This is a genomic window from Micrococcus sp. EWR3.9.1, from assembly GCF_052615555.1.
In genome coordinates, this window is sequence record NZ_JBQXFD010000003.1 from 132,944 (window position 1) to 156,405 (window position 23,462).

The window sequence follows — 23,462 nt, forward strand, 5'->3', positions numbered from 1 at the left end:
CCCGTCCCTAGACTGGCGACCATGACCTCCCCGGACCCCGCTGCGCCGCGCCCCCGCGTCCACGTGCTCACCCTGCGCCCGGGTGGAGCCCGCGAGGACACCGCCCGCCGCGTGGGCGCCGTCCTCGCCGAGGCCTTCGCCACGGACCCGTACACGCTCGGGCTCGTGCCCGAGGACCGGCGCGAGGCCCGCCTCGAGCGCAAGTTCACCGCCGCCGTGCGCCACGGGCTGCGCGCGGGGGCCGACGGCGCCCCGCTCGGCGCCGTGGACGTCGCCGTGGACGCCGACGATGGCACGCTGCTCGGCGCCGCCGTGTGGACCTCCCCCGCCGCCCCCCGCGGGGTCGACGTGCCGGGCCTGCTGGCGGGGCTGCCCACCGCGGTCGCCGTCCACGGCCGCCACACCCTCGCCCTGAAGCGGATCCAGGCCGCCTGCGAGCGTGCCCGCCCGGCAGGCCGGCACTGGTACCTTGAGGAGGTCGGCACCGTCCCGTCCGCCCGCGGGCGCGGGGCGGCGAGTGCGCTGGTGCGCCACGGCCAGCGCCGCGCGTCGGGTCTGCCCGTGCACCTCGAGGCGTCCGTGCCCGCCACCGTCCCGTTCTATGAGCGGCTCGGCTTCCGTGCGACCGGCCACGTGCCCGTGCCCGGGGGCGAGCCCCTGACCTGCCTGCGCTGGGAGGCCTGAGATGAGACACCCGATCCCCGACTACCTGGCGAGCCTGATCACCGAGCTCGGCGCCGTGAACCCGGGAGAGACGGCCCAGTACATCCCCGTGCTCGCGGAGGCGGACCCGGACCGCCTCGGCATCGCGCTGGCCACCCCCACCGGGCGGCTGCACTCCGCGGGGGACGCGGACGTGGAGTTCACCATCCAGTCCGCGTCCAAGCCGTTCACGTACGCGGCCGCGCTCGTGGACCGGGGCTTCGCCGCCGTGGACCGACAGGTGGGGCTGAACCCCTCGGGCGAGGCCTTCAACGAGCTCTCCCTCGAGGCGGAGTCGCACCGCCCGGACAACGCCATGATCAACGCGGGCGCGCTCGCGGTGCACCAGCTGCTGGTGGGGCCGGAGGCGAGCCGGAAGGAGCGGCTGGACCGGGCCGTGGAGATCATGTCCCTGCTCGCCGGGCGTCGGCTCGCGGTGGACCGGGAGACGTACGAGTCCGAGATGGCGGTCTCGGACCGCAACCTCTCCCTGGGGCACATGCTCCGCAGCTACGGGGTGCTGCAGGACTCGGCCGAGGAGATCGTGGCCGGGTACGTGGCGCAGTGCGCCGTGCTCGTCACCGCCAAGGACCTCGCCGTGATGGGCGCGTGTCTGGCCACCGGGGGCATCCATCCGATGACGGGTGAGCGCGTGCTGCCGTCCATCGTGGCGCGGCGCGTGGTGTCCGTGATGACCTCCTCCGGCATGTACGACGCCGCCGGGCAGTGGCTCGCCGACGTCGGGATCCCGGCCAAGTCCGGGGTGGCCGGCGGTGTGCTCGGCGCGCTGCCGGGCCGCGTGGGGATCGGCGTGTTCTCGCCGCGCCTGGACGAGGTGGGCAACTCGGCGCGCGGCGTGCTGGCGTGCCGCCGCCTCTCCGAGGACTTCCGGCTGCACCTCATGGACGGCGACAGCCTGGGCGGAACCGCCGTGCGCTTCGTGGAACGCGAGGGTGACCGCGTGTTCCTGCACCTGCAGGGCGTGATCCGGTTCGGCGGCGCCGAGGCGGTGCTGGACGCGCTCACGGACCTGCGCACCGGTGCGGAGAAGCCCGGCACCGGCTGGGACGCCGCCGTCTACCCGCGGTGGCAGGAGGCCGCGGCGGACAGCGCGGCGCTCGCGGCCGCGACCGGCGGCGGGGCGGTGTACGAGGCCGCCGCCGTGGCCGCCCAAGACGAGAACGACGGGCCCATCCGTACCGTGGTGCTCAACCTCACGCGGGTGGACCGGATCGACGACGTCGGCCGACGGCTGATCGCCGAGGGCGTGCGCCGGCTGCAGGCCGACGGCGTGCGCGTGGAGGTCGAGGATCCGGAGCGCATCCTGCCGCTGGAGGAGGCCGGCGCCCACTGAGGCGGCGGGGCGGGCAGGAGGGGGGCGCGGCGATGTTCTCCGTCTCGCTCCCTTTCGTTCCACTGCTGTTCATGTGAGAATGGGCGGTCTCATCCCTTGACTCCACCGTTCGAGGACGACCCCCCATGCCCCTTTCCACCCTCCGCGTCAGCCTGCCCTCCCTCCGCCGCACCCGCCCCGCCCCGCAGGGGGTCCGTGAGCGGATCGCGCACGCCGTCGTGTCCCGGCTGCAGCCGCGTCCCGTGCCGCCGGTGGACCGTCGGAGCCGCCTGGCGTGGCACGTCTCGGGGGCACTGCCGCTGATCGGGTGCCTGACCTCGTTCCCCATCGGCATGTCCAAGGACTCCATGGTGATCCCGGGCGTCGGCTATCAGGGCGGTTTCCCCGCGGGCTGGTCCCACGCCCTCAACCAGCCGGCGTACTTCACGTGGCTGTCCAACGCGCTGGTCGCGGGCACGTCGCTGACGCTGGCCGCGCGTCGTGAGGCGCCCACGTCGGACGCGTTCTGGGCCGTGCGCACCGCCGGCCTCGGCTCGGTGATGGTCACGGGGATCGTCTACAACGCGGTGCTGCGCGGCCGCGAACAGGACACCTTCCTCTACCGGTTCAACGACGCGCTGCAGCACATCGTCAACCCCGTGCTCGCCCCGGCGGTGTGGGCGCTGTTCGACCCCCGCGGGCAGATCACGCCGCGGCGCGCCGGGCTGGCCTCGGTCATCCCGCTGATGTGGGCGGCGGCGACCATGGCGCGCGGGCCCCGCATCGACTGGTACCCGTACCCGTTCCTCGACGTGCCGCGGCTCGGCCGACGCAGCGTGGGCGTCGTGCTCGCCGGGATCCTGGCCGGCTTCACCGGGCTCATGGGTGTGCTCGGCACCGTGGACCGCCGCCTCGGCCTGGCCTGAGCGAGGGCGGTCCCCGGCGCTGGCGGCCGCCGCCCGGCGCTTTCGAACGTGAGAGAGGGCCTATCTCACGTTCGAAAGCCCCCATTCGCCCCCTTTCACGTTCGAAAGCGCGGGTGGGCGGGGCCGACGACGACGGCGGCGCGTCAGTCGCCGCGGACGGCCTCGGCCACGGGCACGTCGCCGTCCACGAAGTCGATCTTCCGGCCCACCGTGCCCGGTTCGTTGAGCACGGCCACGATCGCTCGGGCGACGTTGCCGCGGCTGACCTCACCCTGCGAGGCGTCGGAGCCGGAGAGATCCGGGTCCACGGTGATGCGGCCGGACGGCTCCTCATCGGTCAGGGTGCCGGGACCGAGGATGGTCCAGGCCAGCCCGGAGTCCCGCAGCGCCTCGTCCGCCTCGGCCTTGGCCTGCGCGTAGGCGTAGAAGGGGTCGTCCTCGGGCACGTCGTGGTGCAGGGACGCGCCGAGGTAGGACACCATCACGTAGCGCCGCACGCCCGCGGCCTCGGCGGCGCGCATGCTGGCGACGGCGGCGTCGTGGTCCACGGCCCGGGTGCGCTGGGCGTCCCCGCCGCCCGCGCCCGCGGAGAACACGACGTTGTCCGCGTCGCGCAGCGCGTGGAGCAGCTCCTCCTGGTCCGCCTTCTCGATGTCCAGGACGAGCGGTTCGGCGCCGGCGGCGCGGACGTCCTCGGCGTGGTCGGGGTTGCGGATGATCGAGACGACGTCGTGGCCGGCCTCCGCCAGCAGGGGTGCGGCGAGCAGGGCCACCTTGCCGTGGCCGCCGATGATCACGGTGCGGGTCATGGGGATCTCTCCTTCGGTTCGATCGGGTGCTGGACTTCCACAGTAGGGAGAGCCCGACGCCGGTGCGAGGGTGGAGCGGCGCGCGACGGCCACCCCACTCCTCAGCTCTCCGCCTGGCCCTGCCGCCAGTAGCCCATGAAGGAGACGTGCTTCTTCGGCACGCCGCCGGGGCCCACGCTGAGTCGGCGCAGGGCGCGCACCATCGCGGACTCCCCGGCGAGGAACACGTAGGCCTCGGGCCGTTCGTCGGCCTCGAGGGCGGCGACGGTCCACTCGCGCTCGACGGAGGCCGCGGGCGGCGCGACCGGCCCGCCGGCGTCGTCGGGGTCCACGCCCAGCAGGGCGGCGAGGCGGGCGTGCGCCCAGGACCCCGACGGCGCCCCCGGCGCCCGGCGGCCCACGTGCAGGCGCACGCGGCCCCGGTCCGTCAGCTCCGTCACGGCCCGCCAGTCCCACGGTTCGGGGACGGCCAGGCGCTCGGCGATGAGGTCTGCGGCCTGCCCGTCGTGGGGCAGCTCGAGCACGAGGTCCGCCTCGCCGTCGAACCCGCCGAAGGGGTCCGCGAGCTCCTCCGCCACGGACACCAGGGCGGGGACGGCGGTCTCGTCGCCCACGGCCAGCACGCGGCGCGCCCCCGTCTGCCGCCAGCCGGACCACGCCGGGGCCTCCGCCGAGGGCACCAGCACGTTCACCGCGTCCCCCGCCTGGACGGCGCGCGCCCAGCGCAGGCCCGGCCCCTGATGCGGGTCGGCGGGGTCGTCCGGGTCGCCGTGCAGCACCACGTCCACGGTCAGCGAGGGCACCTGCCGCCCGTCGAGCCGCACGAGCCCGGCCGAGCGCACCGTGTACGTGCGCATCCAGCCGCGCTCCTCCTCGGGGATGGCCAGGAACCCGGCGCGGAATCCGGCGGACAGGTCCGGGTCCGCCGACGTCCCGCCCGGCGGGGGGATCAGCAGCTTCACATAGGCGTCCCGGCGCGGCCGCGCGCCCCGGTACAGGGCGTGCAGGTCGGCGACGCCGGGCGGCAGCAGTCCCAGCAGGTCCCCGCTGGCGGCCTCCAGGTCCGGGCCCGCCAGCACGATCCGCCGGAACCCGCGGCACGGCTGCTCCACGGACACCACGCGCGTGTGCGCCACGATCATGCCGTCGGCGCTCATCGGCGGTCCCCGTCCCCCCGCGGCAGCACCACGGGGTGGCCCAGCAGCGGGTCGGCCACCACGTCCGCGTCCAGGCCGAACACCTCGGCCAGCACCTCCGGCACGATCACCTCGCCCGGCGTGCCCTGCGCCACCACCCGGCCCGCGGCCATCGCCACGATGTGGTCCGCACTGCGCGCCGCCAGGTTCAGCTCGTGCAGCACCGCGACGACGGTCGCCCGGCCCTCGCCACGCGGGTCCGGGAGCGTGCGCACCAGGTCGAGCACCTCCACCTGATGGCTGAGGTCGAGGTAGCTCGTGGGCTCGTCGAGGAGCACCACCGGGGTCTGCTGGGCGAGCACGAGGGCGAGCCACGCCCGCTGCCGCTGCCCGCCGGAGAGCGTGCCGGCCTCGCGCTCGGCGAGCTCGACGAGGTCGGTGCGCTCGAGCGCCGCGGCGACCGCGGCGTCGTCGCCGGCGGCCCGGCCGCCCAGGAGCCCGCGGTGCGGGTGACGGCCGCGCGCCACGAGCTGCGCCACCGTCATGCCCTCGGGCGCCACGGGATGCTGGGGCAGCAGCGCCACGGTGCGGGCGTAGTCGCGCGCGGACACGCGGGCGGCGTCCCGACCGAGCACCTCGATGCTCCCGGCGCGCGGGGCGAGCTGGCGGGTCAGGCCGCGCAGCAGCGTGGACTTGCCGCAGCCGTTGGCGCCGATGATCGCGGTGACGCGCCCGGCGGGCACGTCCAGGTCGAGGTCCGCGACGATCGGCGGCGCCGAGGCCGGGCCGTAGCCGAGCGTCAGGCCGCGCAGGCGGATCGCGACGTCGTCGGCGGCCCCGGCGCGCGGTGCGGCGGGGGACGGGACGGTGAGCGGGGGAGCGGTCATGCGGAGCGCACGCCTCCTGGGGTCCGGCCCTGGCACAGCAGCAGCCAGAGCATGAGCGGGGCGCCGGCGGCGCCGGTGAGCACACCGGTGGGCAGGGCGGCGCCGGTGAGCAGGGGGACGGCCTCACCGGCCACGAGGTCCGCGAGCAGCACGAGCGCGGCGCCCGTGAGCGCCGCCGCGGGCAGGGAGGGCAGGCCACGGGTGAGCCCGCGCGCCACCGGGGTGGCCAGCAGCGCCACGAACGCCAGCGGCCCCACGACGGCGGTCGCCACGGCGGCCAGCACCGCGCCGAGCCCCAGCGCCGCGGCCGAGGTGGGACGCGGCCGGGCGCCGAGGGCGTGCGCGAGGTCCGGGCCGACGTCGGCGGGGGCCAGCCGCGCGTGGAGCACCCCCGCCAGCGGCAGGGCGACCACGAGCACGCCCGCGAGCAGCGCGATGCGGCCCCACGTGACCCCGTTGAGCGAGCCGGCGATCCAGACGGTGGCCGACTGCAGGTCGTGCTGGGCCAGCGAGAGCATCGCCCCGGCCACCACGGCCTGGCCCGCCGCCGCCACCGCGATGCCGGCCACCACGAACCGTTCGCCCCCCACGGAGCGGGCCGTGGCGAACACGGCGGCCACCGCCACAAGGCCGCCGATCAGTGCCGTGGCGGCGCGCATCAGGTCCGATCCTCCGCCGGTCTGCCCGGCGGTCGCCAGCATCCCCAGCACGACCGCCGCCGCGGCGCCCTGGGTGACGCCCAGGATGTCCGGCGAGGCCAGGGGGTTGCGCAGCGTGCGCCGGTAGAGCGCGCCGGCCGCGCCCAGGGCGGCGCCGGTGAGCACTGCGGCCACGGCGCGGGGCAGCTTCTCCTCCAGCACGATGAAGCTCGCTCCCGGGATCGTCTCCCCGCCCAGGATCCGCACGAGGTCCGGGACGGTCACCTGGTACGTGCCCCACACCACGCGCAGCAGGGCGAGGACCAGCACGGCCACGGCGAGGCCCGCGCAGGCCCGTCCGAGGCGGCGCCGGTCGGAGCGGCGCAGGCGGGCGACGACGTCGTCCGGGGCGGTGTGCTGGAGGTTCATGCGGCCACCCCCGGGCGGCGCAGCAGCGCCAGCAGCACGGGCACGCCGAGCAGGACGGTGGTCACCCCGAGGTGGATCTCCCCGGGCGCCACGACGAGCCGCCCGGCGAGGTCCGCGAGGATCACGAGGACGGCGCCCCACAGGGCGCAGCCGGCCATCAGGGCTCGCGTGCTCGGCGGCCGCAGACGGCGCAGCGCGTGGGGCACGAGCAGCCCCACGAACCCGACCGGCCCGGCCAGCGCCACCGCCGCGGCCGTGAGCAGCACGACCGCGCCCAGCAGCACCGCGCGCACCCGCTCCGGGCGCCCGCCCAGACCGTGCGCGAGGTCGTCGCCGAGGGCGAGGGCGTCGAGCCCGGGGGCCACGGCGACGGCGGCGAGCAGCCCGACGGCGATCACGGGCGCCAGGGCGAGCGCCTCGCCGAGGTCGGCGCGGGCCACCGTGCCCACGGCCCAGAAGCGCAGTCGGTCCTGGACCGTGGGGGAGAGCACGAGCAGCGCCGTGGTGCCGGCGGTGGCGCCGGCGGTGATCGCGGCGCCGGCCAGCACGAGCGCCATGGGGGAGGGGGCGCCGGGTGTCGTCCGGCCCCTCCGCGTGGCGGCCGCCGCCACCGCGTAGCCGAGCGCCGCCGCGACCAGCGTCCCGACGGCGGCCAGCGCCAGCACCCCGAACGTGGAGCCGGCGACGCCGAGCGCCATGCCCGCCGCCACGGCCAGCCCCGCGCCGGCGGAGAGCCCGAGCAGCCCCGGGTCGCCGAGCGGGTTGCGGGTGGCCCCCTGCAGGGCGGCGCCGGCCACGGCCAGCGCCGCCCCCACCAGCGCCCCCGTCACCACGCGGGGCACGCGGGAGGCCACGGCCGCCGCCTCGATGCCCTCCGGCACGGGGTGCCCGGTGAGGACCGCGCCCAGGGTGTCGAGCGCCGTCGTCGCCGGCACGGTGCGCGCGCCGAGGGCGACGCCGGCCACGAGCGCCGCCAGCAGCAGCGCCGCGGGCAGGGCGCCCATCAGCACGCCCGCGCGGACGCGGGCCGGGGAGGCCAGGGCCGTGGACGGCATGGGGAGGGATCAGCCCTGCGCGGTCTTCGCGGCCTCGGCGATCGGCGGGACGACCTTCTCGAGCGCGAACGGGATGGACAGCGGGGAGATCGCGGAGACGGAGAGGACCTCCTGCTCGTCCGTCTGCAGGACGAGGGCGCCGGCCTTCACGGCCGGGATCGAGCCCAGCAGGGGGTCGGACTCGATGGCCTCGCGGACCGAGTCCTCGGCGGCCCAGGAGACGAACACGTCCGACTCCAGCTCGTCCGCGCGCTCGGGCGACCACGTGAAGAAGAACGCCTGGTCCTCCGGGGAGTTCTCCGTCACCACCGGCGCCTGCTCCATGCCGAGCAGCTCGAGGAACTTCGGGCGGTTGTCCACGTCCGTGTAGATGCTGATCTGGTCCGCGGCGGCGGGGTCGATGGTGCCGTAGACGAAGGACGCGCCCTGGAGGTCCGCGTGCTTCTCGCCCGCGTCCTTGATCTGCTGCTCGAGGTCCGCGATGAGCTCCTCCGCCTCCTGCTCCTTGCCGAGCACGCGGCCGATGACCTCCGTGGACTGCTGCCACGAGGTGCCGTAGGCGGGGACGTCCTTCGGGTAGGCCACGGTGGGGGCGATCTTCGAGAGGCGGTCGTAGTCCTCCTGCGTGATGCCGGAGTAGACGGCGAGGATGACGTCCGGCTTCACGGCGGCGATCGCCTCGGCGTCGATGCCGGAGGCCTCGGACCACTGCACGGGCTTCTGGGCGCCCTCGGTCTCGGCGAGCTTCGCGTCGAACCAGTCGGTGGACTTCTCCGCGTTCCCCCCGAACTCCACGGCGGCCATGCCCACCGGCACCACCCCGAGGGCGAGGGTCACGTCCTGGTTCACCCAGGACACGGTGGCCACGCGGGTCGGGCGCTGCGGGATCTCGGTGGTGCCGTAGACGTGCTCGATGCTGCGGGGGAACGCGGCGTCCCCGCCCGCGGCGTCCGACGACGACGCACCGGCCGACGAGGACGAGGCCGAGCCTCCGGCCGGGCCGGTGGAGCACGCGGCGAGCAGGAGGGTGAGGCCGACTCCCCCGCCGGCGAGGAGGGAGCGGCGGGACAGGGGGGACGGTGCCATGGTGGTGGCCTTTCACGGTCGCGACGCGCGGGCGCCGGGCGGAGGGGGTCGGGTCTGCGGTCGGAGGATGCGTCGGCCCTGCCGGGCCGGCATTAGCAAACACTGACGTGAGGTAACTCCGGAAGGTTAGGGCAACCTAACGCCTCTGTGCAATCCCGGTGAGGGGCGTCGTCGGGGGAGGTGGGCGGGATACGGTGGCCTGGTGAGCCAGAACCCCCTCCCCGCCCCGCGCGGCGACGCGCAGCGCGGCGCCGCCGACCACCACGACCGGGTCTCCGCGATGTTCGACGCCATCGCCGGCCGCTACGACCTGATGAACGCCGTCATGACATGGGGTCAGGAGCCGCGCCTGGTGCGCCGCACGGTGGCGCGGGCCAACATCCCCGCGCAGGCCCGCGTGCTCGACCTGGCCACCGGCACCGGGGACCTCGCGTTCGAGGTGCTCAAGCAGCACCCCGACGCGCAGGTGGTGGGCGCCGACATCGCCGCCGAGATGATGGAGGTCGGCCGTGCCCGCGCGGGCGGGGACCGCATCGAGTGGGTCGTCGCGGACGCCACGGACCTGCCGTTCGAGGCCGGCTCGTTCGACGCCGTGACCCACGGCTACCTGCTGCGCAACGTCGCGGACATCCCGGCGACCCTCGCCGAGCAGTTCCGTGTGCTGCGCCCGGGCGGCTGGGTCGCGGCCCTCGAGACGTCGCCGGCGCCGGACAACGTGCTCAAGCCCTTCTCCTCCTTCTACATCCACCGGGTGATGCCACAGCTGGCGAAGCTGATCGCCGACCGGCCGGAGGCCTACGCGTACCTGTCCTCCTCGACGAAGGCGTTCCACACGCCGGACGAGGTCGCGGACCTCTTCGCCGAGGCCGGCTTCGTGAACATCGGGCACGAGACCCACATGTTCGGCACCCTGGCCACGCACTGGGCCATGAAGCCGGTCGACTGACGCGGGCCACGCGGCGCGGCGTCAGCACAGGGCGGCCCCGGTGGCGCCGCCGGATGCGTCAGGGCTGTGACGAGTCACGCTGATGTCCGCAATCCGAGAAGACTCTGGGCCGACCCGGCTGATCCGCGTAGCATGGGGCTCCGTCGAGGGGGGATCCGCGCACCCCCCGGCCTCCGGTCGCCGCCCGTCCGCCATCCCCCGGAACGGCGTCGCCCCTCCGTCGCGAGGCGCTCGTCCCCCGCAGCCCGCGACGTCCGCGTGGGCACCGTGAACCGTCTCTTGAACGTAGAGGAACCTTGTGAGCCCCATCCAGAGCACCACCGGCCCGTCATCCATGGCGGAGCTGAAGAAGGTCCTGCCCGAGCTCTCGCACCCGGACGGCGCGCCGGTGCGGGTGCTCGTCGTGGACGACGAGCCGATGATCGCCGACCTGCTCTCCATGGGCTTCACCCTCTGCGGCTGGGAGGTGATCGTGGCCCACGACGGCGCGACCGCCGCCGAGCTGGGCACCGCCGGCCGTCCGGACCTGGCGATCCTGGACGTCATGCTGCCGGACATGGACGGCCTGGACGTCCTGGATCGCCTGCGCGCCCACTGGTCGGAGATGCCCGCCATGTTCCTCACCGCCAAGGACGCGACCGAGGACCGCGTGGCGGGCCTGGCCGCCGGCAGCGACGACTACGTGACCAAGCCCTTCTCCATGGAGGAGGTGCTCATCCGCGCGCACCGGCTCGTGCAGCGCTCCGGCGTGGTCTCGGGCGGCTCCGAGGTGCTCGTGGTCGGCGACCTGGTGATGAACACCCGCACCCACGAGGTGACCCGCGGCGGCGACGAGATCGAGCTGACGGCCACGCAGTACAACCTGCTGAAGTTCCTCATGGCCAACGTCCGCACGGTGCTCTCCAAGGAGCGCATCCTGCAGGACGTCTGGGGCTACGACTTCGGCGGCCGCGCGAACATCGTCGAGCTGTACATCTCCTACCTGCGGAAGAAGATCGACGCGGACCGGGATCCCATGATCCACACCATCCGCGGCGCCGGGTATGTCATCCGGCCTGCCTGAGACCGCCGCGGTCCCGTCGGGGCACGGCAGCACCCGCCGCAGGCGGCCCACGTCGCTGGCCCGACGCATCGGCGCCGGCGTCCTTCTGATCCTGATGGCCACCATCCTGGCCTACTCGTTCTACGCGGCCGGCATCACGAAGGCCCTGCTGACCGAATCCGCCTCCCGGGACGCCTCCGAAGCATGGATCCGCGCCTCGGAGCAGCTGACGGCCCCCTCGCCGGGCGGAGGGGGCGACGGCGGCCCGGGGCAGGGGGACCTCCGCGTGCCGGGCACCCTCGGCCAGCCCGAGGGCACGGTGGTCGCGCTCGTCCCGCTCTCCGGTCTGGAGGAGCATCAGCAGGACGCCCTCATCGGGCACCGGGTCGGTGACGCCGGGGAGTCCGTGCCGCTCACGGCGCGGGAGGCCCACGACCTTCTGCACGCCCTCCGGGACCGGCCGGGCGGGCCGATGCTGGACGCCGTCGTCGGCGACGTCTCCTATCGCGTCCAGGCCCAGACCCTGACCGCGCCGGGCCCCTGGGTGGCCGCGGACCAGGTGCTCGTGGTGGGGGCGCCGACGGGCGCCATGTCCGACGTCACACGGCAGGCGCTGCTCGCGGTCGCCGTCGGACTGTCCGTCACCGTCCTCACCACCGCGATCCTGGTGACCCTGTGGCTGCGTCGGGGACTGGCCCCGCTGCGCGAGGTCGCCGCCGTCGCCGAGCGGGTCGCCCAGGTGGACATGGCCCGCGCCGGGCTCGATCCGGAGGACTCACGCATGCCGCCTCGGCTCCTGCAGGGGCCGGACGAGGTGGCCGTCGTCGCCCAGGCGCTCGACCGGTTCACCGGCTCGGTCGAGGCGGCCCTGGAGCAGCGCCGCGTGCAGGAGCAGCAGATGCGCCGGTTCATGGCGGACGCCTCCCACGAGCTGCGCACGCCGCTCGCCTCGGTGCGCGGCTACGCCGAGATGATCGCGATGACGGAGGAGCTCTCCGCGACCGGCCGGCGGTCGCTCGACCGGGTGCTGTTCCAGGCCGACCGGATGGCCGCCCTCGTGGACGACATGCTCCTGCTCGAACGGCTCGAGTCCGTCTCGCGCGGCCGGGCCATGGGCCTGAAGCCCTCCGGGGAGGTGGCGCTGGCCGAACAGGTGGACCTGTCCGAGGTGGTCCTCGAGGGCGTGATGGACGCCCGCGCGGCGTGGCCGGACCACACATGGGTGGTGGACCTGCCCGAGGGGGCGGAGCCGGGCACCCAGCGGTCCGTCACCGGCGACCGGTCGCAGCTGGCCCGCGTGGTCGGCAACCTGCTCTCCAACGCGGCCAAGCACACCCCCGTCGGGACCACCGTCACGGCCTCCGTGCGGGAGGACCGGCCCCGGCCCGGCCTCATGCTCGTCAGCGTCCACGACGACGGCGGCGGCATCCCGGCCGACCGACACGCCACCCTCTTCCACCGCTTCGTCCGCGGCCCCGGGAAGGGCCGGACGAGCGCCTCGGGCACGGAGCCGTCCACGGGTCTGGGTCTGGCCATCGTGCGCTCGATCGCGCGCAGCCATGGCGGGGACGTGACCGTGGCGTCCGAGGGCGGGTGGACGCGTTTCGACGTCGTCGTGCCCTGCACCCCGGGGCGCGCCGGGCCGGGGGCTGCGGGCTCCTGCTGCGGCTCCGCCCGGGCCGGCCGGCCCTGACCCCGGGACGGCAACCGTTGACGTATCCCCACCCCCCTATGCGTACGGTGCCTGTGTATGACCGAAAGGGTCGTCCGGGACTTCCGGCCGATCCACCCCGACGCCGGTCGGCGCAGGCCGCCGGTGAGAGGAGCACGATCATGACTGACATCCGCCGCACCGCCACCGCCCTGACCCTCGGCGCCGCCGTCGTCACCGGCCTCGGTGCCCCCGCCGCCGTCGCGCAGACCACGGCCCCGGCCACCGAGGCCGCCACGACGGCACCGGCCTCCGAGTCGCCCGCCCCCCAGGAGGAGGAGAAGGACGACAACGGCAACTGGGGCCTGTGGGGCCTGGCCGGCCTGCTGGGCCTGGCGGGCCTGGCCGGCCGCCGCAAGCGTGAGGTGCACGCCGAGCCCGTGCGCCGCGACCACCACGTGGGCGGCGCGCACCGCGACCATGACGTGCACCGCGTGGACGACCGCGCCGGCGACGTGCGCGCCGAGGGCGCGGACACCCGCCGCCCGGGCACCGGCGACGGCCGCTGACCCGACCCCGGCCGCCCCGAGCGGCCCGTGACCGCGACCCCCGTCCCTGAGGCGGGGGTCGCGGCGCGTCCGGGGCGGGTCTCGAATGCGCCCGTCAGTCCGCGGTGTCCCCGGCGGAGGGCGCGGCGCGCAGCACCGCGTCCGTGAGGCGGTCCAGAGCCGCGGTCCCGGCCGTCCAACGCTGCCAGTGCAGGTGCACGTCGACCGCGCCGAGGGCCGGGATCGGCTCGAGATCGGGGTGGCGGCCCTCGAGCACGCCCGGCGGGATCTGCACCGAAGGGAGCATGCCCCAGCCCAGCCCGAGCTCCACCGCCCGCAGATACGCGTGCACGGACGGCACCAGGTGGGTCGGCGGGACGATCGCGGGGCGGCCCCGGGTGACGCGGCGCAGCACCGTGCGCTGCAGGCCGTCGCGGGGGCCGTAGTCCACGATCGGCAGCGAGCCGAAGTCCACCCGGCCCCGCGCGTCGCGGTGCAGCTCCAGCAGGAAGGACGCGCACACCGCGTGATAGCGCATCGTGCCCAGCGGGGTGGAGGTGCACCCGGCCACGGGCGTGGGGTCGTCCGTCACGGCGGCCACCACCGCACCGTCCCGCAGCAGGACGGCGGTGTGCTCCTGGTCCTCGGACTGCATCTGCAGGACGACGTCGTCCCACGTCGCCGCCTCGCGCAGCACGTGCTCCCACCACGTGTCGAGGGAGTCCGCGTTGAGGGCCACGCGCAGCGGCACGCGGCCGCCGTCGCCCCGGCCGAGTGCGGCGAGCGCCTCGTCCTCGAGTGCGAGGGTCTGCCGGGCGAGGCGGAGCATGCGCTCTCCGGCCGCGGTCGGCCGGACGGGGACGGTGCGGGCCAGGAGCACCTGGCCCACCTGCCGCTCCAGGGCCTTGATCCGCTGCGAGAAGGCCGAGCCGGAGATCCGCAGGGAGTCCGCGGCGGCGTCGAAGGTGCCGTGGTCGACGGCCGCGACGAGTGCGCGCAGGTGGTCGGAGTTCATGCGGTCCAGGGTAGGGGTGGCCATGAAGGATGTCTTCAGATCCTGAAGAAGATCGCGATGGCACGGACGTGGGACGGCTCCTATCCTCGCTCGGTGACCATCTTCGCCACCGGATTCCTGACCTACCTCGCCCTCATCGTCGCCATCGGCGCGCAGACCCTGTTCCTGCTGCGCCAGATCGTCCGACGCGACCGCGTGTGGACCGTCCTGACCGTGTGCTTCGTGGCCGATGTGGCGCTGCTCGTGCTCGGCGCCGGCGGCGTGGGCGTGGTGGCCGAACGCTGGCCGTGGCTCGTGCCCGCGCTGACCGTGGCCGGCGTGGTCTACCTCCTCGCGTTCGCCGTGGGCGCGCTGCGCTCCGCCTGGCGCGGGGACCGGACCCTCAGCACCGCGGCCGCGGACGGCGCGGGGACCGGGCACGGCCCCGACCGCATGGACCTCGCGGTCCTCACCGGCGAGCTGCCGCTGATCGACCCGGCGACCGGCCGCCTGGCCGAGCGCGAGCCGGCCGGGGCCGGCGTCGGGCATCACGACGACGGCGCGCCCGGCGTCGGCGCCCCCTCGGGCGGCGGGTCGGTGACGGTGCGGCAGCGCGTGCAGCCGCGCCGCATGGCGCTGGACCGTCCGCAGACGCCGCTGCCGCGGATCATCCTGCTGGCGCTGTCCGTCTCCCTGGTGAACCCGCACGCCATCCTCGACACCGTGGTCATGATGGGCACCTTCGCGCAGACGTTCGGGGCGGCGAAGTGGACGTACGTGGGCGGCGCGTTGGCGGCCTCCCTCGTGTGGTTCACCGCGCTCGGCTGGGGCGGCACCAAGCTCGCCCCGTCCATGGACTCGGCGCGGACGTGGCGGATCGTGGACGCCGTGGTGGGCGTGCTCATGCTGGGAATCGCCGTGAAGGTGGGGCTCACGCTCCTCTGAGCCGCGCGGAGAGGATGATGGGGGCATGAGTCCTTCCCCTTCCGACTCCGCCCGCACGCCGACCGTCGCGGCCGGGGAGGTCATCCGCGTCTCCGCCGTCGTGCTGGCCCGCCCGGACCGCCGCGTGCTGACCGTCCGCAAGGCCGGCACCGCCATGTTCATGTTCCCCGGCGGCAAGCACCTGCCCGGCGAGGCCCCCGTGGACACCGCCGTCCGCGAGGTGGCCGAGGAGACCGGGCTGCGCCTGCGCCCGGACGAGCTGACCCGCCTGGGCGCGTGGGACACCGCCGCCGCCAACGAACCCGGCGCCGCCCTGCACTCGGAGGTGTTCGCGCTGTGGCGGCCCGTCGCCCGGCACGAGGTCCCCGAGCCGACGGACGAGATCGTCGAGCTGCACTGGATGGACCCCGCCGCCCCGGCCGCACCGGGCGGGCACGGCGTGGCCCCGCTGCTGCACCCCGTGCTGGCCGCCGTCGCCGCCACGCCCCCGTTCTGACGTCAGCGCGGGCCGACCGGCCCGCGCTGACGTCCGCCCCGGCCACTAGCCTGGCCCGGTGACGTCGCTGCTCCGCATCCTGCGCTTCGCGCCCCAGCTCCACCGCCTCTACCTCGGCATCGCCGTCAGCTCCGTGCTGGCCGCGGTGCTGGCCCTGGCCACCCCGTTCCTGATCGGTGCGGCCACGGACCGGATCGTCGCCGCCGTCGCGGGGGAGACCGACGTGGCCGAGGCCGTCACCGCGGTGACCTGGCTGGCGGTCGCGTTCCTCGCCGTCGAGGTGGCGACCACCCTGGTGGTGAGCGTCGGCGGCTACTGGGGCGACGTGATGGCCGCACGCATGCGCACCATCCTCTCCACGCGGTACTTCGAGCAGCTGCTGCACCTGCCCCAGCGGTACTTCGACACCGCGATCACCGGGCGGGTCGTCAACCGGTTGAACCGCACCATCAACGAGCTCACCCAGTTCCTGCAGTTCTTCGCGAACAACGCGTTCACCATGCTCATCACCACCGCCGCGGTGCTCGTGATCACCGCGTTCTACTGGTGGCCGCTGGCGATCCTGCTGGCCGTCGTCTTCCCCGTGTACATGTGGCTCACCGCGCGCACCTCCACGAAGTGGCAGGTGTGGGAGGGGGAGAAGAACACGGAGGTGGACATCGCCTCGGGGCGGTTCGCCGAGGTGGTCTCCCAGATGTCCGTGGTGCGGGCCTACAACCGGCAGGACCACGAGCTCAGCGGGTTCCGCGACCGGTTCCTGCGGACCGTGGGAATCACCCGGCAGCAGTCCCGGTTCTGGCACGGCATGGACGCCGGGCGCCGGCTCGCCCTGAACGTGGCCTTCGGCGCGATGTACCTGATCGTGTTCGTCCGCACCGCGCAGGGCCTGTTCTCCGTGGGCGACATGGTGATCCTCCTGCAGCTGATGAACATGGCCCGGCAGCCGATCTTCTCCATGAGCTTCCTCGTGGACTCCGCCCAGCGGGCCGTCGCCGGGTCGAAGGACTACTTCGAGGTGCTCGCCGAGGAGCGCGAGCGGGCCGGCGGGGCGGCGCTCGCGGTGGCGGGCGCGGACGCACCGCGCGCGCCGGCGGAGCCGCGGGCCGACGTCGTGGCGGGTGCGCCGGACGTCCCCGCGGACGTGCCGGCAGTCCGCTTCGACGAGGTCTCCTTCGCCTACGACGCCGACGCCTCCCGCCCCGTGCTGGACCGCGTGTCCTTCGACATCCCTCAGGGTGCCAGGGTGGCGCTCGTGGGCGAGTCGGGCGGCGGGAAGTCGACCATCGCGCACCTGCTGCTGGGGCTGTACCCGGTGACGAGCGGACGCATCGAGGTGTTCGGACAGGACGTCGCCGGGCTGGACCTGGCCGCGCTGCGCGGGCGGATCGCCACCGTGTTCCAGGAGCCGAGCCTGTTCTCCGGGACGGTGCGCGAGAACATCGCCTACGCGGACGCCGACGCCTCCGACGAACGCGTCCGGGCCGCGGCGAAGGCGGCGTTCGCGGACGGGTTCGTGGAGGCGTTCGACGACGGCTACGACCAGGTGATCGGCGAGCGGGGGCTGCGGCTGTCCGGCGGGCAGAGGCAGCGGATCGCGGTGGCGCGGGCCGTGCTGAAGGACGCGCCGATCCTTGTGCTGGACGAGGCCACCTCCGCACTGGACACGAAGTCCGAACGGCTCGTGCAGGCGGCCCTCGAGGACCTGATGGTGGGGCGGTCGAGCCTGATCGTGGCGCACCGGCTGAGCACGATCGCGTCCGTGGACCGGATCGTCACGCTGCGCGGCGGGCAGGTGCAGGAGATCGGGACCCCGGCCGAGCTGGCCGCGTCCGGCGGGATCTACGCGCAGCTGCTCGAGCTGCAGAGGGCCGGCACCCAGGAGGCCCGGAAGATGCTGAAGGAGTACGGGCTGAGCGGGTGATCCCGGAATCTTCTGCGGATCCGACCCTTCCGAGCGCTGCGCGGCGGCCCGGAAGGGTCAGATGTGCAACGGATTCCCCGCGCGCGGCAGGACGCCCACGACGACGTCGCCCCGACTCCGCCGCATGGCCTGTGGACAACCCGACCCGCCGGCGTCGGGAGCGAGCAGGATCGGGGCCATGCGCGTGCCCGGACCCTTCCCCGCCCATCTCCAGGACGCCCCGTTCACGCGGGCGGAGGCGCTGGCCGCTGGCGTGTCCGGGTCGCGGCTGCGCAGCCGGGACGTCGAACGCGTCGCGCACGGCCACTATCGCTGGATCGGCCCTGTCACCGGGGTGACGCCGCCCGCGCGCCCCCTCGCCACCGAGCTGTCCCGGCTGCAGGACCTGGCGGCGATGCGTCCCGACGTCGTGGTGACCGGAGAGTCCGTGGCCCGGCTGCTGGGCTGGCCCCTCCCGGAGGACGTGAAGGCCCGGGTGCGTCCCACTGTCCTGCGGTCCCGCACCCGCCGGGTGCTGCGGGTGCCCGGCGTGCGCACCCGGCTCGTGGACCTGGACCGCGTCCTCGTGCGGCGGGACCGGCTGCACGGGCTGCGGTGGACCTCGCACGCCGACACCTGGTTCCACCTGGCCACCGTCCTGGACCGGGACGCGCTCGTGGCGGTCGGAGATCGCCTGGCCCGGGAGGACGAGAGGCGGGGGAAGGTCGCGCTGGCCACCCGCCGCGAGCTCGACGCCGCGCTCGAGCGGCACACCGGCGAGGCCGGGATCGTGCGGGCGCGGGAGGCGCTGGCGCTCGTGCGCACCGGGTCCGACTCCCCGGTCGAGACCGAGCTGCGCCTGGCGCTGATGGCCGCGGGGCTGCCCGAGCCGGACCTGCAGATCGAGCTCTGGGACCCCGACTACTCGCTGTGGCACCCCGCGAGCGCGGACCTCGGCTACCGGCGGTGGCGGATCGCGATCCACTACGAGGGCAAGACCCACGACGGCGCCGCGCAGGTCGGCAAGGACACCCGCCGGGACGCGGTGTTCCTGCGTCAGGGCTGGCTCAACGTCCGGGTGGCGGGGACGGACCGGTGGCGGGGATTCGTCGAGACGGTGGCGCTGGTGCGGGCCGCGATCGCGGAGCGTGGCGGTCTCGACGCCGGTGGCGCGGAGGATCGTCTGCGGACCTGACCCTTCTGGGGCGGGAGCGGACGTCCAGAAGGGTCAGAGGCGCAGAAGACTCCGGAAGGCCGACGACGATGCCGCGTCACGCGACGACGCACCGCGGTCGCGCTCCTACCATGACGGGATGACCGCACCGGATCCCGCCCCCACCGACGCCCGCCGCGCGGAAGACCGCTCCGCACGCATCGCCGTCACCGTCTTCCCGCTGCTGGTGCTCGCCGCCGCGCTCGTGGGCTTCCTCGCCCCGACCGCCGCGAAGACGCTGCTGCCCCAGGTCAACCTGTTCCTCGGGATCATCATGTTCGGCATGGGCCTGACGCTGACCCTTCCGGACTTCGGCCTCGTCGCCCGCCGGCCGCTGCCCGTGCTGCTGGGCGTGGTGGCGCAGTACGCGATCATGCCGCTGCTGGGGCTCGGCGTCGCCGTCGTGCTCCAGCTGCCGCCCGAGCTCGCGGCGGGCGTGATCCTCGTGGGCTCGGCCCCGGGCGGCACGTCCTCGAACGTGGTCAGCTACCTCGCCCGCGCCGACACCGCCCTGTCCGTGGCCATGACCTCCGTGTCCACGCTCCTGGCTCCGCTGCTCACGCCGCTGCTCACCCTGTGGCTGGCAGGCCAGTACATGGCCGTCGACGGTGGCGCCATGGCGAAGTCCATCGTGAACATCGTGCTCCTGCCGGTCCTGGGCGGACTCGTCGTGCGCCTGCTGCTGCGCCGCGTCGTCGACCGCGTGCTGCCCGCCCTGCCGTGGGTCTCGGTGGTGTTCATCGCGCTGGTGGTGGCCGCCGTCGTCGGCAACAGCGCCTCCCGCGTGCTGTCGGCGGGTCTGCTGGTGTTCGCCGCGGTGGTGCTGCACAACGGGCTCGGCTACCTGCTCGGCTACGGCGCGGCGAAGCTGTTCCGGCTGCCCACGCCCGTGGCGCGCACGGTCTCGATCGAGGTCGGCATGCAGAACTCGGGCCTCGCTGCGGGCCTCGCGGCGCAGTACATCTCGCCGGCGGCGGCCCTGCCGGGCGCCGTGTTCTCGATCTGGCACAACCTCTCCGGGGCCGTGCTCGCCATGGCCTACCGCCGTGCGGACGGCCGCAGGGCCGCGGGCGTCCCCGGTTCGGCCCCGGCGGATCGTCTGCGGATCTGACCCTTCCGAGGCGGGATCGGACGTCCAGAAGGGTCAGATCCGCAGACGATTCCGGACGGTCAACGGTCGTCGGTCGACGACGGCGGCCGTCAGCCCTCGGCCGGCGGCTCGTTGATCTGGAACGTGGCCCCGGCGGGGTCCAGCACGGTGGTGACGCGGCCGAACGGGGAGTCCTGGGGGCCGTCCAGGACCGTGCCGCCGTGCTCGCGGATCACCTCGAGCGCGCGGTCCGTGTCCGCCACGGCGAAGTACACGCGCCAGTACCCCACGGTGTTCGGCGGCAGCCAGGCCCGCGCGTCGCACAGGCCCGCGGTCGCGCGGTCGAACGGGTGGTTCGTCGCGTAGCGGGGGCTGTCGTGGGCCGCGTCCTCGGCGTCGGCTACGGTCTGCGTGTCCTCCGGGGCGTCGTCGTCCCCCATCAGGGTGGGCTGCCAGCCGGCCACGGCGCGGTAGAACTCGGCGGACTCGTCGAAGCGGGTGGTCAGGAGCTCGAACCACACGGAGGTGCCGGGGGTGAGCGGCAGATCGTGGCCGGGGAAGGTGCCGGACTGCCAGAAGCCCACGACCTCGTGGCCCGGGCCCTCGGCCACGGCCATCACGCCGAGGTCGCCGACGGGCATCGCGTCCACGAGCACGGCGCCGCCGTTCTCCCGCACCGCGGTGAGGGTGGCGTCCATGTCCTGCGTGCGCAGGTAGACGGTCCACGCGGCGGGCAGGGGGTCCTCGCCGGTCATCTGCGAGACCTGGTCGGCGTCCATGGCGCCGCCCACGGAGGCGCCGTCCTTGGTGATCATCAGGTAGTGGCCGAACTCTTCGCCGGAGTCGGTGAAGGTCCAACCGAAGAGGGCCTCGTAGAAGGCCCGCTGGCGGGCGAAGTCGGGGGCGGTGTAGTCGATCCAGGCGGGGGAGCCGGCGGGGGCGGCAGGGGCAGCGAGGAGGGTCTCGCTCATGCGGCTCAGCGTAGGGCGCGCCCGGGACCCCGTCACGAGGTCTCGGGCGCGTCGCCGGGGCCGCGGACCGGCGCCGAGCTGTGGGGCGCGGCTCGCACGCACCGCGCCCCGCCTGCTCACACCTCGGTGGAGGTGGCGGTGTCCAGGTTGCCGGTGGGCTCGTCCCCGAACACGACGCCCGGTCGGGTGAGCAGGGCGCGGGCGACGGCGACGCGCTGCTGCTGACCGCCCGAGAGCTCGTGCGGGCGGTGGCGCAGGCGGGTCAGGGCGGTGTCGTCCAGTCCTGTGATCTCCGTGCCGCCGATCCTCACGGAGCCCGAGGTCCGCGCGTCCAGCCCGGCCAGGCAGTGCAGGAGCGTCGACTTGCCCGACCCCGAGGGCCCCATGATCGCGGTGAACGCGCCCGAGGCGAAGTCCACGTCCACCCCGCGCAGGGCGTGCACCTGCGCGTCACCGCGCCCGTAGGCGCGGGTGAGGCCGCGGGCGCAGACGGCGGGCGCCGTCGTCGTGGTGGCGGACGACGACGGCGTGCCCGGCCCCGGCGCGACGGGGCCGGGGGTCGTGGGGGAGAAGGGGTGTGCGGGGGAAGCGGTGTCCATGGCGGCCACTCTTCCGCGCGGACGCGGCGGGGCGGATCGGAGGAGGGGACCACCTCTGCGGGCGGCGGGTCATGCCCGGGGATGAGGCGGGCCGGCGAGGCGTGGACCCGAGGGCGTCAGGCCCCCGCCGCCGGGCGGTGCCGGGCGGAGTGGGATGATGGGGACATGAGAACCGACGCCCCCGCCAACCGCCAGGACCTGCTGGCGGCCGCCGGCCGTCTCATCGCCACCCAGGGGGCCGCGATGTCCCTCCGCGGGGTGGCGCAGGAGGCCGGGGTCGGCGTGGGCACGCTGTACCGGCACTTCCCCACGCGTCGGGATCTGCTGGACGCCGTGCTCGAGGACGTCGTGGCCCGCACCGGAGGGATCCTGCAGGCCTTCCTCGACGGGGCGGCCGGGGACGAGCGCGACGGCGGGGCCGAGGCGCGGTGGCGGCGGCTCGCCGAGGACCTGGGGGCCGTGAACCTGGCCTCGCTCGCGGCGGCCCGGGACGACTTCGACCCCGCCGACCGGCCGCCCGAGGCCCTCATCGCCGAGGCCGAGCGTGTGATCCTCGAGCTCGCGGACCAGGTGGTGGCCGAGGCGCGGCGGGCCGGGCTCGTGGGCCCGGACGTGACCGGGGCGGACTACCTGTTCGGCCTGCTCATGGTCACCCGGTCGCCGGAGTGCGCGCTGCTGGGCCACGGCCCGGACCAGCGGCGCTGGCTGCTGGACACGTACCTGCGCGGCCTGCGGCCCTGAGGGCGCAGCCGGGTCAGTCGCCCGGGGCGTCGTCCTCCAGGACGGGGCGGGCGGTGGCCCACGCGACGGCGCCGGCGAGCAGGCCGGCGCCCGCGGTGAGCGCCAGGCGCAGCAGCCCCTCGACGCCCGTGAACAGGCTCAGGCCCAGCATCACGACGGCGGCCGTCACCAGTGCGACGAAGAAGGCCACGCATTCGCTGTCCCGCTGCGCCCGCTCGGCGGCTGGGTCGGAGGCGCGGGACGTCGTCGGGGCGGGGTGGTCCAGGATGCTGCCGGTCATGGTGCCTCTCCTCCAGTGCGCGTCGGGCCGGGGCGGCCGTCGGCGCGTGCACCCCGGCGGCGGACCCGCTGCGGGGCCTGCGTCCAGCATCGCGGAGGCGGTGGGCGCACCGGCAGGGCCATGAGGATGAACCTCGGGGCGTCCGACTCATACCCAAGTATGACCTGTGATTGTGCTGGCAGGTGCCTGGGGAGTGGCTCAGGGAAGGGCCCCGCCGCCCCGGCCGACCGCTGAGGCCGGCAGACACGCCGCTACGACGTCGGCGTAGCGGCGTGTCTGCGGGCCTCGACGAGGGGTGGGGCAGGAGCGGGGCAGGGATGGAGCGGGAGCGGGGGCGTGCCGGAACGGCGGGTCAGAACTGCACGAGGCCCGCGCGGTGGGCGATGAGCACGGCCTGCACGCGGTCGCGGGCGCCGAGCTTGGCCAGCACCCGGCCCACGTGCGTCTTCACGGTGGCCTCGGAGAGCACGAGCTCGGCGGCGATCTCCAGGTTCGCGGCGCCCTGCGCCATGAGCACCAGCACCTCGTGCTCGCGCGGGGTCAGCGACGCCACGGCCGCCTGCTGCTCCTCGCACTCGGCGCTGCGGACCTGGTCCGAGCGCAGACGCGGGGCCATGTGCGTCAGGAGCCGGCGCGTCGTGGACGGGGCGATCACGGCGTCGCCCCGGTGCACCGTGCGGATCGCGGCGAGCAGCTCCTCGGGCGGGGCGTCCTTGAGCAGGAAGCCGCTGGCGCCCGCCTCGATCGCGTCGAAGGCGTACTCGTCCAGGTCGAAGGTGGTCAGCACCACGACGCGCGGGGCGTCCGGCCGGCGCAGCAGCGCGCGGGTGGCCTCGATGCCGTCCATCTCCGGCATGCGCACGTCCATCAGCACGACGTCGGCGCCCGCCACGGACACCGACGCCACCGCTTCGTGCCCGCTGCCCGCCTCCGCCACGACCGTCAGGTCCGGCTGCGAGTCCACGAGCATGGCCAGCCCGGACCGGATCAACGCCTGGTCGTCCACCAGGGCCACGCGGACGGGGGCGGTCTCCTCGGAGCTCAT

The 23,462-nt window shown here is 75.0% G+C and carries 23 protein-coding genes and 1 pseudogene; 13 read left to right on the plus strand and 11 right to left on the minus strand.

Features of this window, described 5'->3' with window-relative positions; genetic code table 11:
- Positions 1-21 precede the first annotated feature (21 nt).
- From ACUJ8O_RS03320 to ACUJ8O_RS03330, 3 genes are all read left to right on the plus strand, one after another.
- Positions 22-684 carry a GNAT family N-acetyltransferase gene (locus tag ACUJ8O_RS03320; protein ID WP_020622112.1) on the plus strand — a complete coding sequence of 221 codons (663 nt, stop codon included), beginning with the start codon at positions 22-24 and terminating at the stop codon, positions 682-684.
- A 1-nt stretch (position 685) separates the two neighbouring features.
- Positions 686-2,056 carry a glutaminase A gene (gene glsA, locus ACUJ8O_RS03325; RefSeq protein ID WP_036339005.1) on the plus strand — a complete coding sequence of 457 codons (1,371 nt, stop codon included), beginning with the start codon at positions 686-688 and terminating at the stop codon, positions 2,054-2,056.
- A 125-nt stretch (positions 2,057-2,181) separates the two neighbouring features.
- Positions 2,182-2,961, plus strand: coding sequence for a Pr6Pr family membrane protein (locus tag ACUJ8O_RS03330; protein WP_036339002.1), 780 nt, complete (start codon positions 2,182-2,184; stop codon positions 2,959-2,961).
- A gap of 143 nt (positions 2,962-3,104) precedes the next feature.
- On the opposite strand, the gene ACUJ8O_RS03335 is transcribed toward ACUJ8O_RS03330, so the two are convergent.
- The 6 genes from ACUJ8O_RS03335 to ACUJ8O_RS03360 form a co-directional block, all read right to left on the minus strand.
- Positions 3,105-3,770 (minus strand): SDR family oxidoreductase, encoded by a 666-nt coding sequence (locus tag ACUJ8O_RS03335; protein WP_070709459.1) that lies wholly within the window; start codon positions 3,768-3,770, stop codon positions 3,105-3,107.
- Positions 3,771-3,871: 101 nt separating this feature from the next.
- Positions 3,872-4,927: a siderophore-interacting protein gene (locus tag ACUJ8O_RS03340; protein WP_445373144.1), complete on the minus strand. Its 1,056-nt coding sequence runs from the start codon at positions 4,925-4,927 to the stop codon at positions 3,872-3,874.
- A complete protein-coding gene (locus ACUJ8O_RS03345) occupies positions 4,924-5,793 on the minus strand; it encodes an ABC transporter ATP-binding protein (protein WP_069941200.1) in 870 nt (289 codons plus the stop codon). Before ACUJ8O_RS03345 ends, ACUJ8O_RS03340 begins: the two co-directional genes overlap by 4 nt.
- On the minus strand, positions 5,790-6,860 hold the full coding sequence (locus tag ACUJ8O_RS03350) for a FecCD family ABC transporter permease (RefSeq protein WP_371506708.1): 1,071 nt from the start codon (positions 6,858-6,860) through the stop codon (positions 5,790-5,792). Before ACUJ8O_RS03350 ends, ACUJ8O_RS03345 begins: the two co-directional genes overlap by 4 nt.
- Positions 6,857-7,915: a FecCD family ABC transporter permease gene (locus tag ACUJ8O_RS03355; protein WP_036314493.1), complete on the minus strand. Its 1,059-nt coding sequence runs from the start codon at positions 7,913-7,915 to the stop codon at positions 6,857-6,859. Before ACUJ8O_RS03355 ends, ACUJ8O_RS03350 begins: the two co-directional genes overlap by 4 nt.
- Positions 7,916-7,924: 9 nt before the next feature.
- Entirely contained in the window at positions 7,925-9,001 is a 1,077-nt protein-coding gene (locus tag ACUJ8O_RS03360; protein WP_155934040.1) for an iron-siderophore ABC transporter substrate-binding protein, read from the minus strand.
- 202 nt (positions 9,002-9,203) lie between these two features.
- Between ACUJ8O_RS03360 and ACUJ8O_RS03365 the strand changes: the two genes are divergently transcribed.
- The 4 genes from ACUJ8O_RS03365 (at position 9,204) to ACUJ8O_RS03380 (ending at position 13,209) form a co-directional block, all read left to right on the plus strand.
- A complete protein-coding gene (locus ACUJ8O_RS03365; RefSeq protein WP_036314489.1) occupies positions 9,204-9,947 on the plus strand; it encodes a ubiquinone/menaquinone biosynthesis methyltransferase in 744 nt (247 codons plus the stop codon).
- 334 nt (positions 9,948-10,281) lie between these two features.
- Positions 10,282-11,010 carry a response regulator transcription factor gene (locus ACUJ8O_RS03370; RefSeq protein ID WP_036314541.1) on the plus strand — a complete coding sequence of 243 codons (729 nt, stop codon included), beginning with the start codon at positions 10,282-10,284 and terminating at the stop codon, positions 11,008-11,010.
- Between the two features lie 94 nt (positions 11,011-11,104).
- The gene (locus tag ACUJ8O_RS03375) at positions 11,105-12,682 is read left to right on the plus strand and encodes a sensor histidine kinase (protein ID WP_235281271.1); all 1,578 of its coding nucleotides are present in this window, start codon (positions 11,105-11,107) and stop codon (positions 12,680-12,682) included.
- A gap of 140 nt (positions 12,683-12,822) precedes the next feature.
- Complete coding sequence (locus tag ACUJ8O_RS03380) at positions 12,823-13,209, plus strand: WGxxGxxG family protein (protein ID WP_371506707.1); 387 nt, start codon at positions 12,823-12,825, stop codon at positions 13,207-13,209.
- A 94-nt stretch (positions 13,210-13,303) separates the two neighbouring features.
- On the opposite strand, the gene ACUJ8O_RS03385 is transcribed toward ACUJ8O_RS03380, so the two are convergent.
- Positions 13,304-14,227, minus strand: a complete 924-nt coding sequence (locus tag ACUJ8O_RS03385; protein WP_371506706.1) for an ArgP/LysG family DNA-binding transcriptional regulator — start codon at positions 14,225-14,227, stop codon at positions 13,304-13,306.
- A gap of 69 nt (positions 14,228-14,296) precedes the next feature.
- Between ACUJ8O_RS03385 and ACUJ8O_RS03390 the strand changes: the two genes are divergently transcribed.
- The 5 genes from ACUJ8O_RS03390 (at position 14,297) to ACUJ8O_RS03410 (ending at position 19,847) form a co-directional block, all read left to right on the plus strand.
- On the plus strand, positions 14,297-15,127 hold the full coding sequence (locus ACUJ8O_RS03390; protein WP_371506705.1) for a LysE/ArgO family amino acid transporter: 831 nt from the start codon (positions 14,297-14,299) through the stop codon (positions 15,125-15,127).
- 25 nt (positions 15,128-15,152) lie between these two features.
- Entirely contained in the window at positions 15,153-15,623 is a 471-nt protein-coding gene (locus ACUJ8O_RS03395; protein ID WP_010079918.1) for an NUDIX hydrolase, read from the plus strand.
- A 58-nt stretch (positions 15,624-15,681) separates the two neighbouring features.
- Positions 15,682-17,544 (plus strand): ABC transporter ATP-binding protein, encoded by a 1,863-nt coding sequence (locus tag ACUJ8O_RS03400; RefSeq protein ID WP_371506703.1) that lies wholly within the window; start codon positions 15,682-15,684, stop codon positions 17,542-17,544.
- A gap of 178 nt (positions 17,545-17,722) precedes the next feature.
- Complete coding sequence (locus ACUJ8O_RS03405; protein WP_445373145.1) at positions 17,723-18,718, plus strand: hypothetical protein; 996 nt, start codon at positions 17,723-17,725, stop codon at positions 18,716-18,718.
- A 118-nt stretch (positions 18,719-18,836) separates the two neighbouring features.
- Positions 18,837-19,847, plus strand: a complete 1,011-nt coding sequence (locus ACUJ8O_RS03410; RefSeq protein ID WP_036336767.1) for a bile acid:sodium symporter family protein — start codon at positions 18,837-18,839, stop codon at positions 19,845-19,847.
- A gap of 89 nt (positions 19,848-19,936) precedes the next feature.
- Here ACUJ8O_RS03410 and ACUJ8O_RS03415 read toward each other — a convergent pair whose 3' ends face one another.
- Positions 19,937-20,797, minus strand: coding sequence for a VOC family protein (locus tag ACUJ8O_RS03415; RefSeq protein ID WP_445373146.1), 861 nt, complete (start codon positions 20,795-20,797; stop codon positions 19,937-19,939).
- A 119-nt stretch (positions 20,798-20,916) separates the two neighbouring features.
- Positions 20,917-21,396, minus strand: a pseudogene (locus tag ACUJ8O_RS03420) (ABC transporter ATP-binding protein); the annotation flags it as partial.
- Positions 21,397-21,561: 165 nt separating this feature from the next.
- Here ACUJ8O_RS03420 and ACUJ8O_RS03425 point away from each other — a divergent pair.
- Positions 21,562-22,137: a TetR/AcrR family transcriptional regulator gene (locus ACUJ8O_RS03425; protein WP_445373147.1), complete on the plus strand. Its 576-nt coding sequence runs from the start codon at positions 21,562-21,564 to the stop codon at positions 22,135-22,137.
- 13 nt (positions 22,138-22,150) lie between these two features.
- On the opposite strand, the gene ACUJ8O_RS03430 is transcribed toward ACUJ8O_RS03425, so the two are convergent.
- Positions 22,151-22,417 (minus strand): hypothetical protein, encoded by a 267-nt coding sequence (locus ACUJ8O_RS03430; RefSeq protein WP_044659312.1) that lies wholly within the window; start codon positions 22,415-22,417, stop codon positions 22,151-22,153.
- A gap of 352 nt (positions 22,418-22,769) precedes the next feature.
- A complete protein-coding gene (locus ACUJ8O_RS03435; RefSeq protein ID WP_366365680.1) occupies positions 22,770-23,462 on the minus strand; it encodes a response regulator transcription factor in 693 nt (230 codons plus the stop codon).

Bases quoted from the DNA above. Each gene is read 5' to 3' on its own strand.
- ACUJ8O_RS03425 (WP_445373147.1), top strand. From the start codon at position 21,562: ATGAGAACCGACGCCCCCGCCAACCGCCAGGACCTGCTGGCGGCCGCC.
- ACUJ8O_RS03340 (WP_445373144.1), bottom strand. From the start codon at position 4,927: ATGAGCGCCGACGGCATGATCGTGGCGCACACGCGCGTGGTGTCCGTG.
- ACUJ8O_RS03330 (WP_036339002.1), top strand. From the start codon at position 2,182: ATGCCCCTTTCCACCCTCCGCGTCAGCCTGCCCTCCCTCCGCCGCACC.
- ACUJ8O_RS03335 (WP_070709459.1), bottom strand. From the start codon at position 3,770: ATGACCCGCACCGTGATCATCGGCGGCCACGGCAAGGTGGCCCTGCTC.
- ACUJ8O_RS03380 (WP_371506707.1), top strand. From the start codon at position 12,823: ATGACTGACATCCGCCGCACCGCCACCGCCCTGACCCTCGGCGCCGCC.
- ACUJ8O_RS03395 (WP_010079918.1), top strand. From the start codon at position 15,153: ATGAGTCCTTCCCCTTCCGACTCCGCCCGCACGCCGACCGTCGCGGCC.
- ACUJ8O_RS03430 (WP_044659312.1), bottom strand. From the start codon at position 22,417: ATGACCGGCAGCATCCTGGACCACCCCGCCCCGACGACGTCCCGCGCC.
- ACUJ8O_RS03320 (WP_020622112.1), top strand. From the start codon at position 22: ATGACCTCCCCGGACCCCGCTGCGCCGCGCCCCCGCGTCCACGTGCTC.
- ACUJ8O_RS03350 (WP_371506708.1), bottom strand. From the start codon at position 6,860: ATGAACCTCCAGCACACCGCCCCGGACGACGTCGTCGCCCGCCTGCGC.
- ACUJ8O_RS03410 (WP_036336767.1), top strand. From the start codon at position 18,837: ATGACCGCACCGGATCCCGCCCCCACCGACGCCCGCCGCGCGGAAGAC.
- ACUJ8O_RS03360 (WP_155934040.1), bottom strand. From the start codon at position 9,001: ATGGCACCGTCCCCCCTGTCCCGCCGCTCCCTCCTCGCCGGCGGGGGA.
- glsA (WP_036339005.1), top strand. From the start codon at position 686: ATGAGACACCCGATCCCCGACTACCTGGCGAGCCTGATCACCGAGCTC.
- ACUJ8O_RS03385 (WP_371506706.1), bottom strand. From the start codon at position 14,227: ATGGCCACCCCTACCCTGGACCGCATGAACTCCGACCACCTGCGCGCA.
- ACUJ8O_RS03345 (WP_069941200.1), bottom strand. From the start codon at position 5,793: ATGACCGCTCCCCCGCTCACCGTCCCGTCCCCCGCCGCACCGCGCGCC.
- ACUJ8O_RS03355 (WP_036314493.1), bottom strand. From the start codon at position 7,915: ATGCCGTCCACGGCCCTGGCCTCCCCGGCCCGCGTCCGCGCGGGCGTG.
- ACUJ8O_RS03375 (WP_235281271.1), top strand. From the start codon at position 11,105: ATGGCCACCATCCTGGCCTACTCGTTCTACGCGGCCGGCATCACGAAG.
- ACUJ8O_RS03405 (WP_445373145.1), top strand. From the start codon at position 17,723: ATGCGCGTGCCCGGACCCTTCCCCGCCCATCTCCAGGACGCCCCGTTC.
- ACUJ8O_RS03415 (WP_445373146.1), bottom strand. From the start codon at position 20,797: ATGAGCGAGACCCTCCTCGCTGCCCCTGCCGCCCCCGCCGGCTCCCCC.
- ACUJ8O_RS03370 (WP_036314541.1), top strand. From the start codon at position 10,282: ATGGCGGAGCTGAAGAAGGTCCTGCCCGAGCTCTCGCACCCGGACGGC.
- ACUJ8O_RS03435 (WP_366365680.1), bottom strand. From the start codon at position 23,462: ATGAGCTCCGAGGAGACCGCCCCCGTCCGCGTGGCCCTGGTGGACGAC.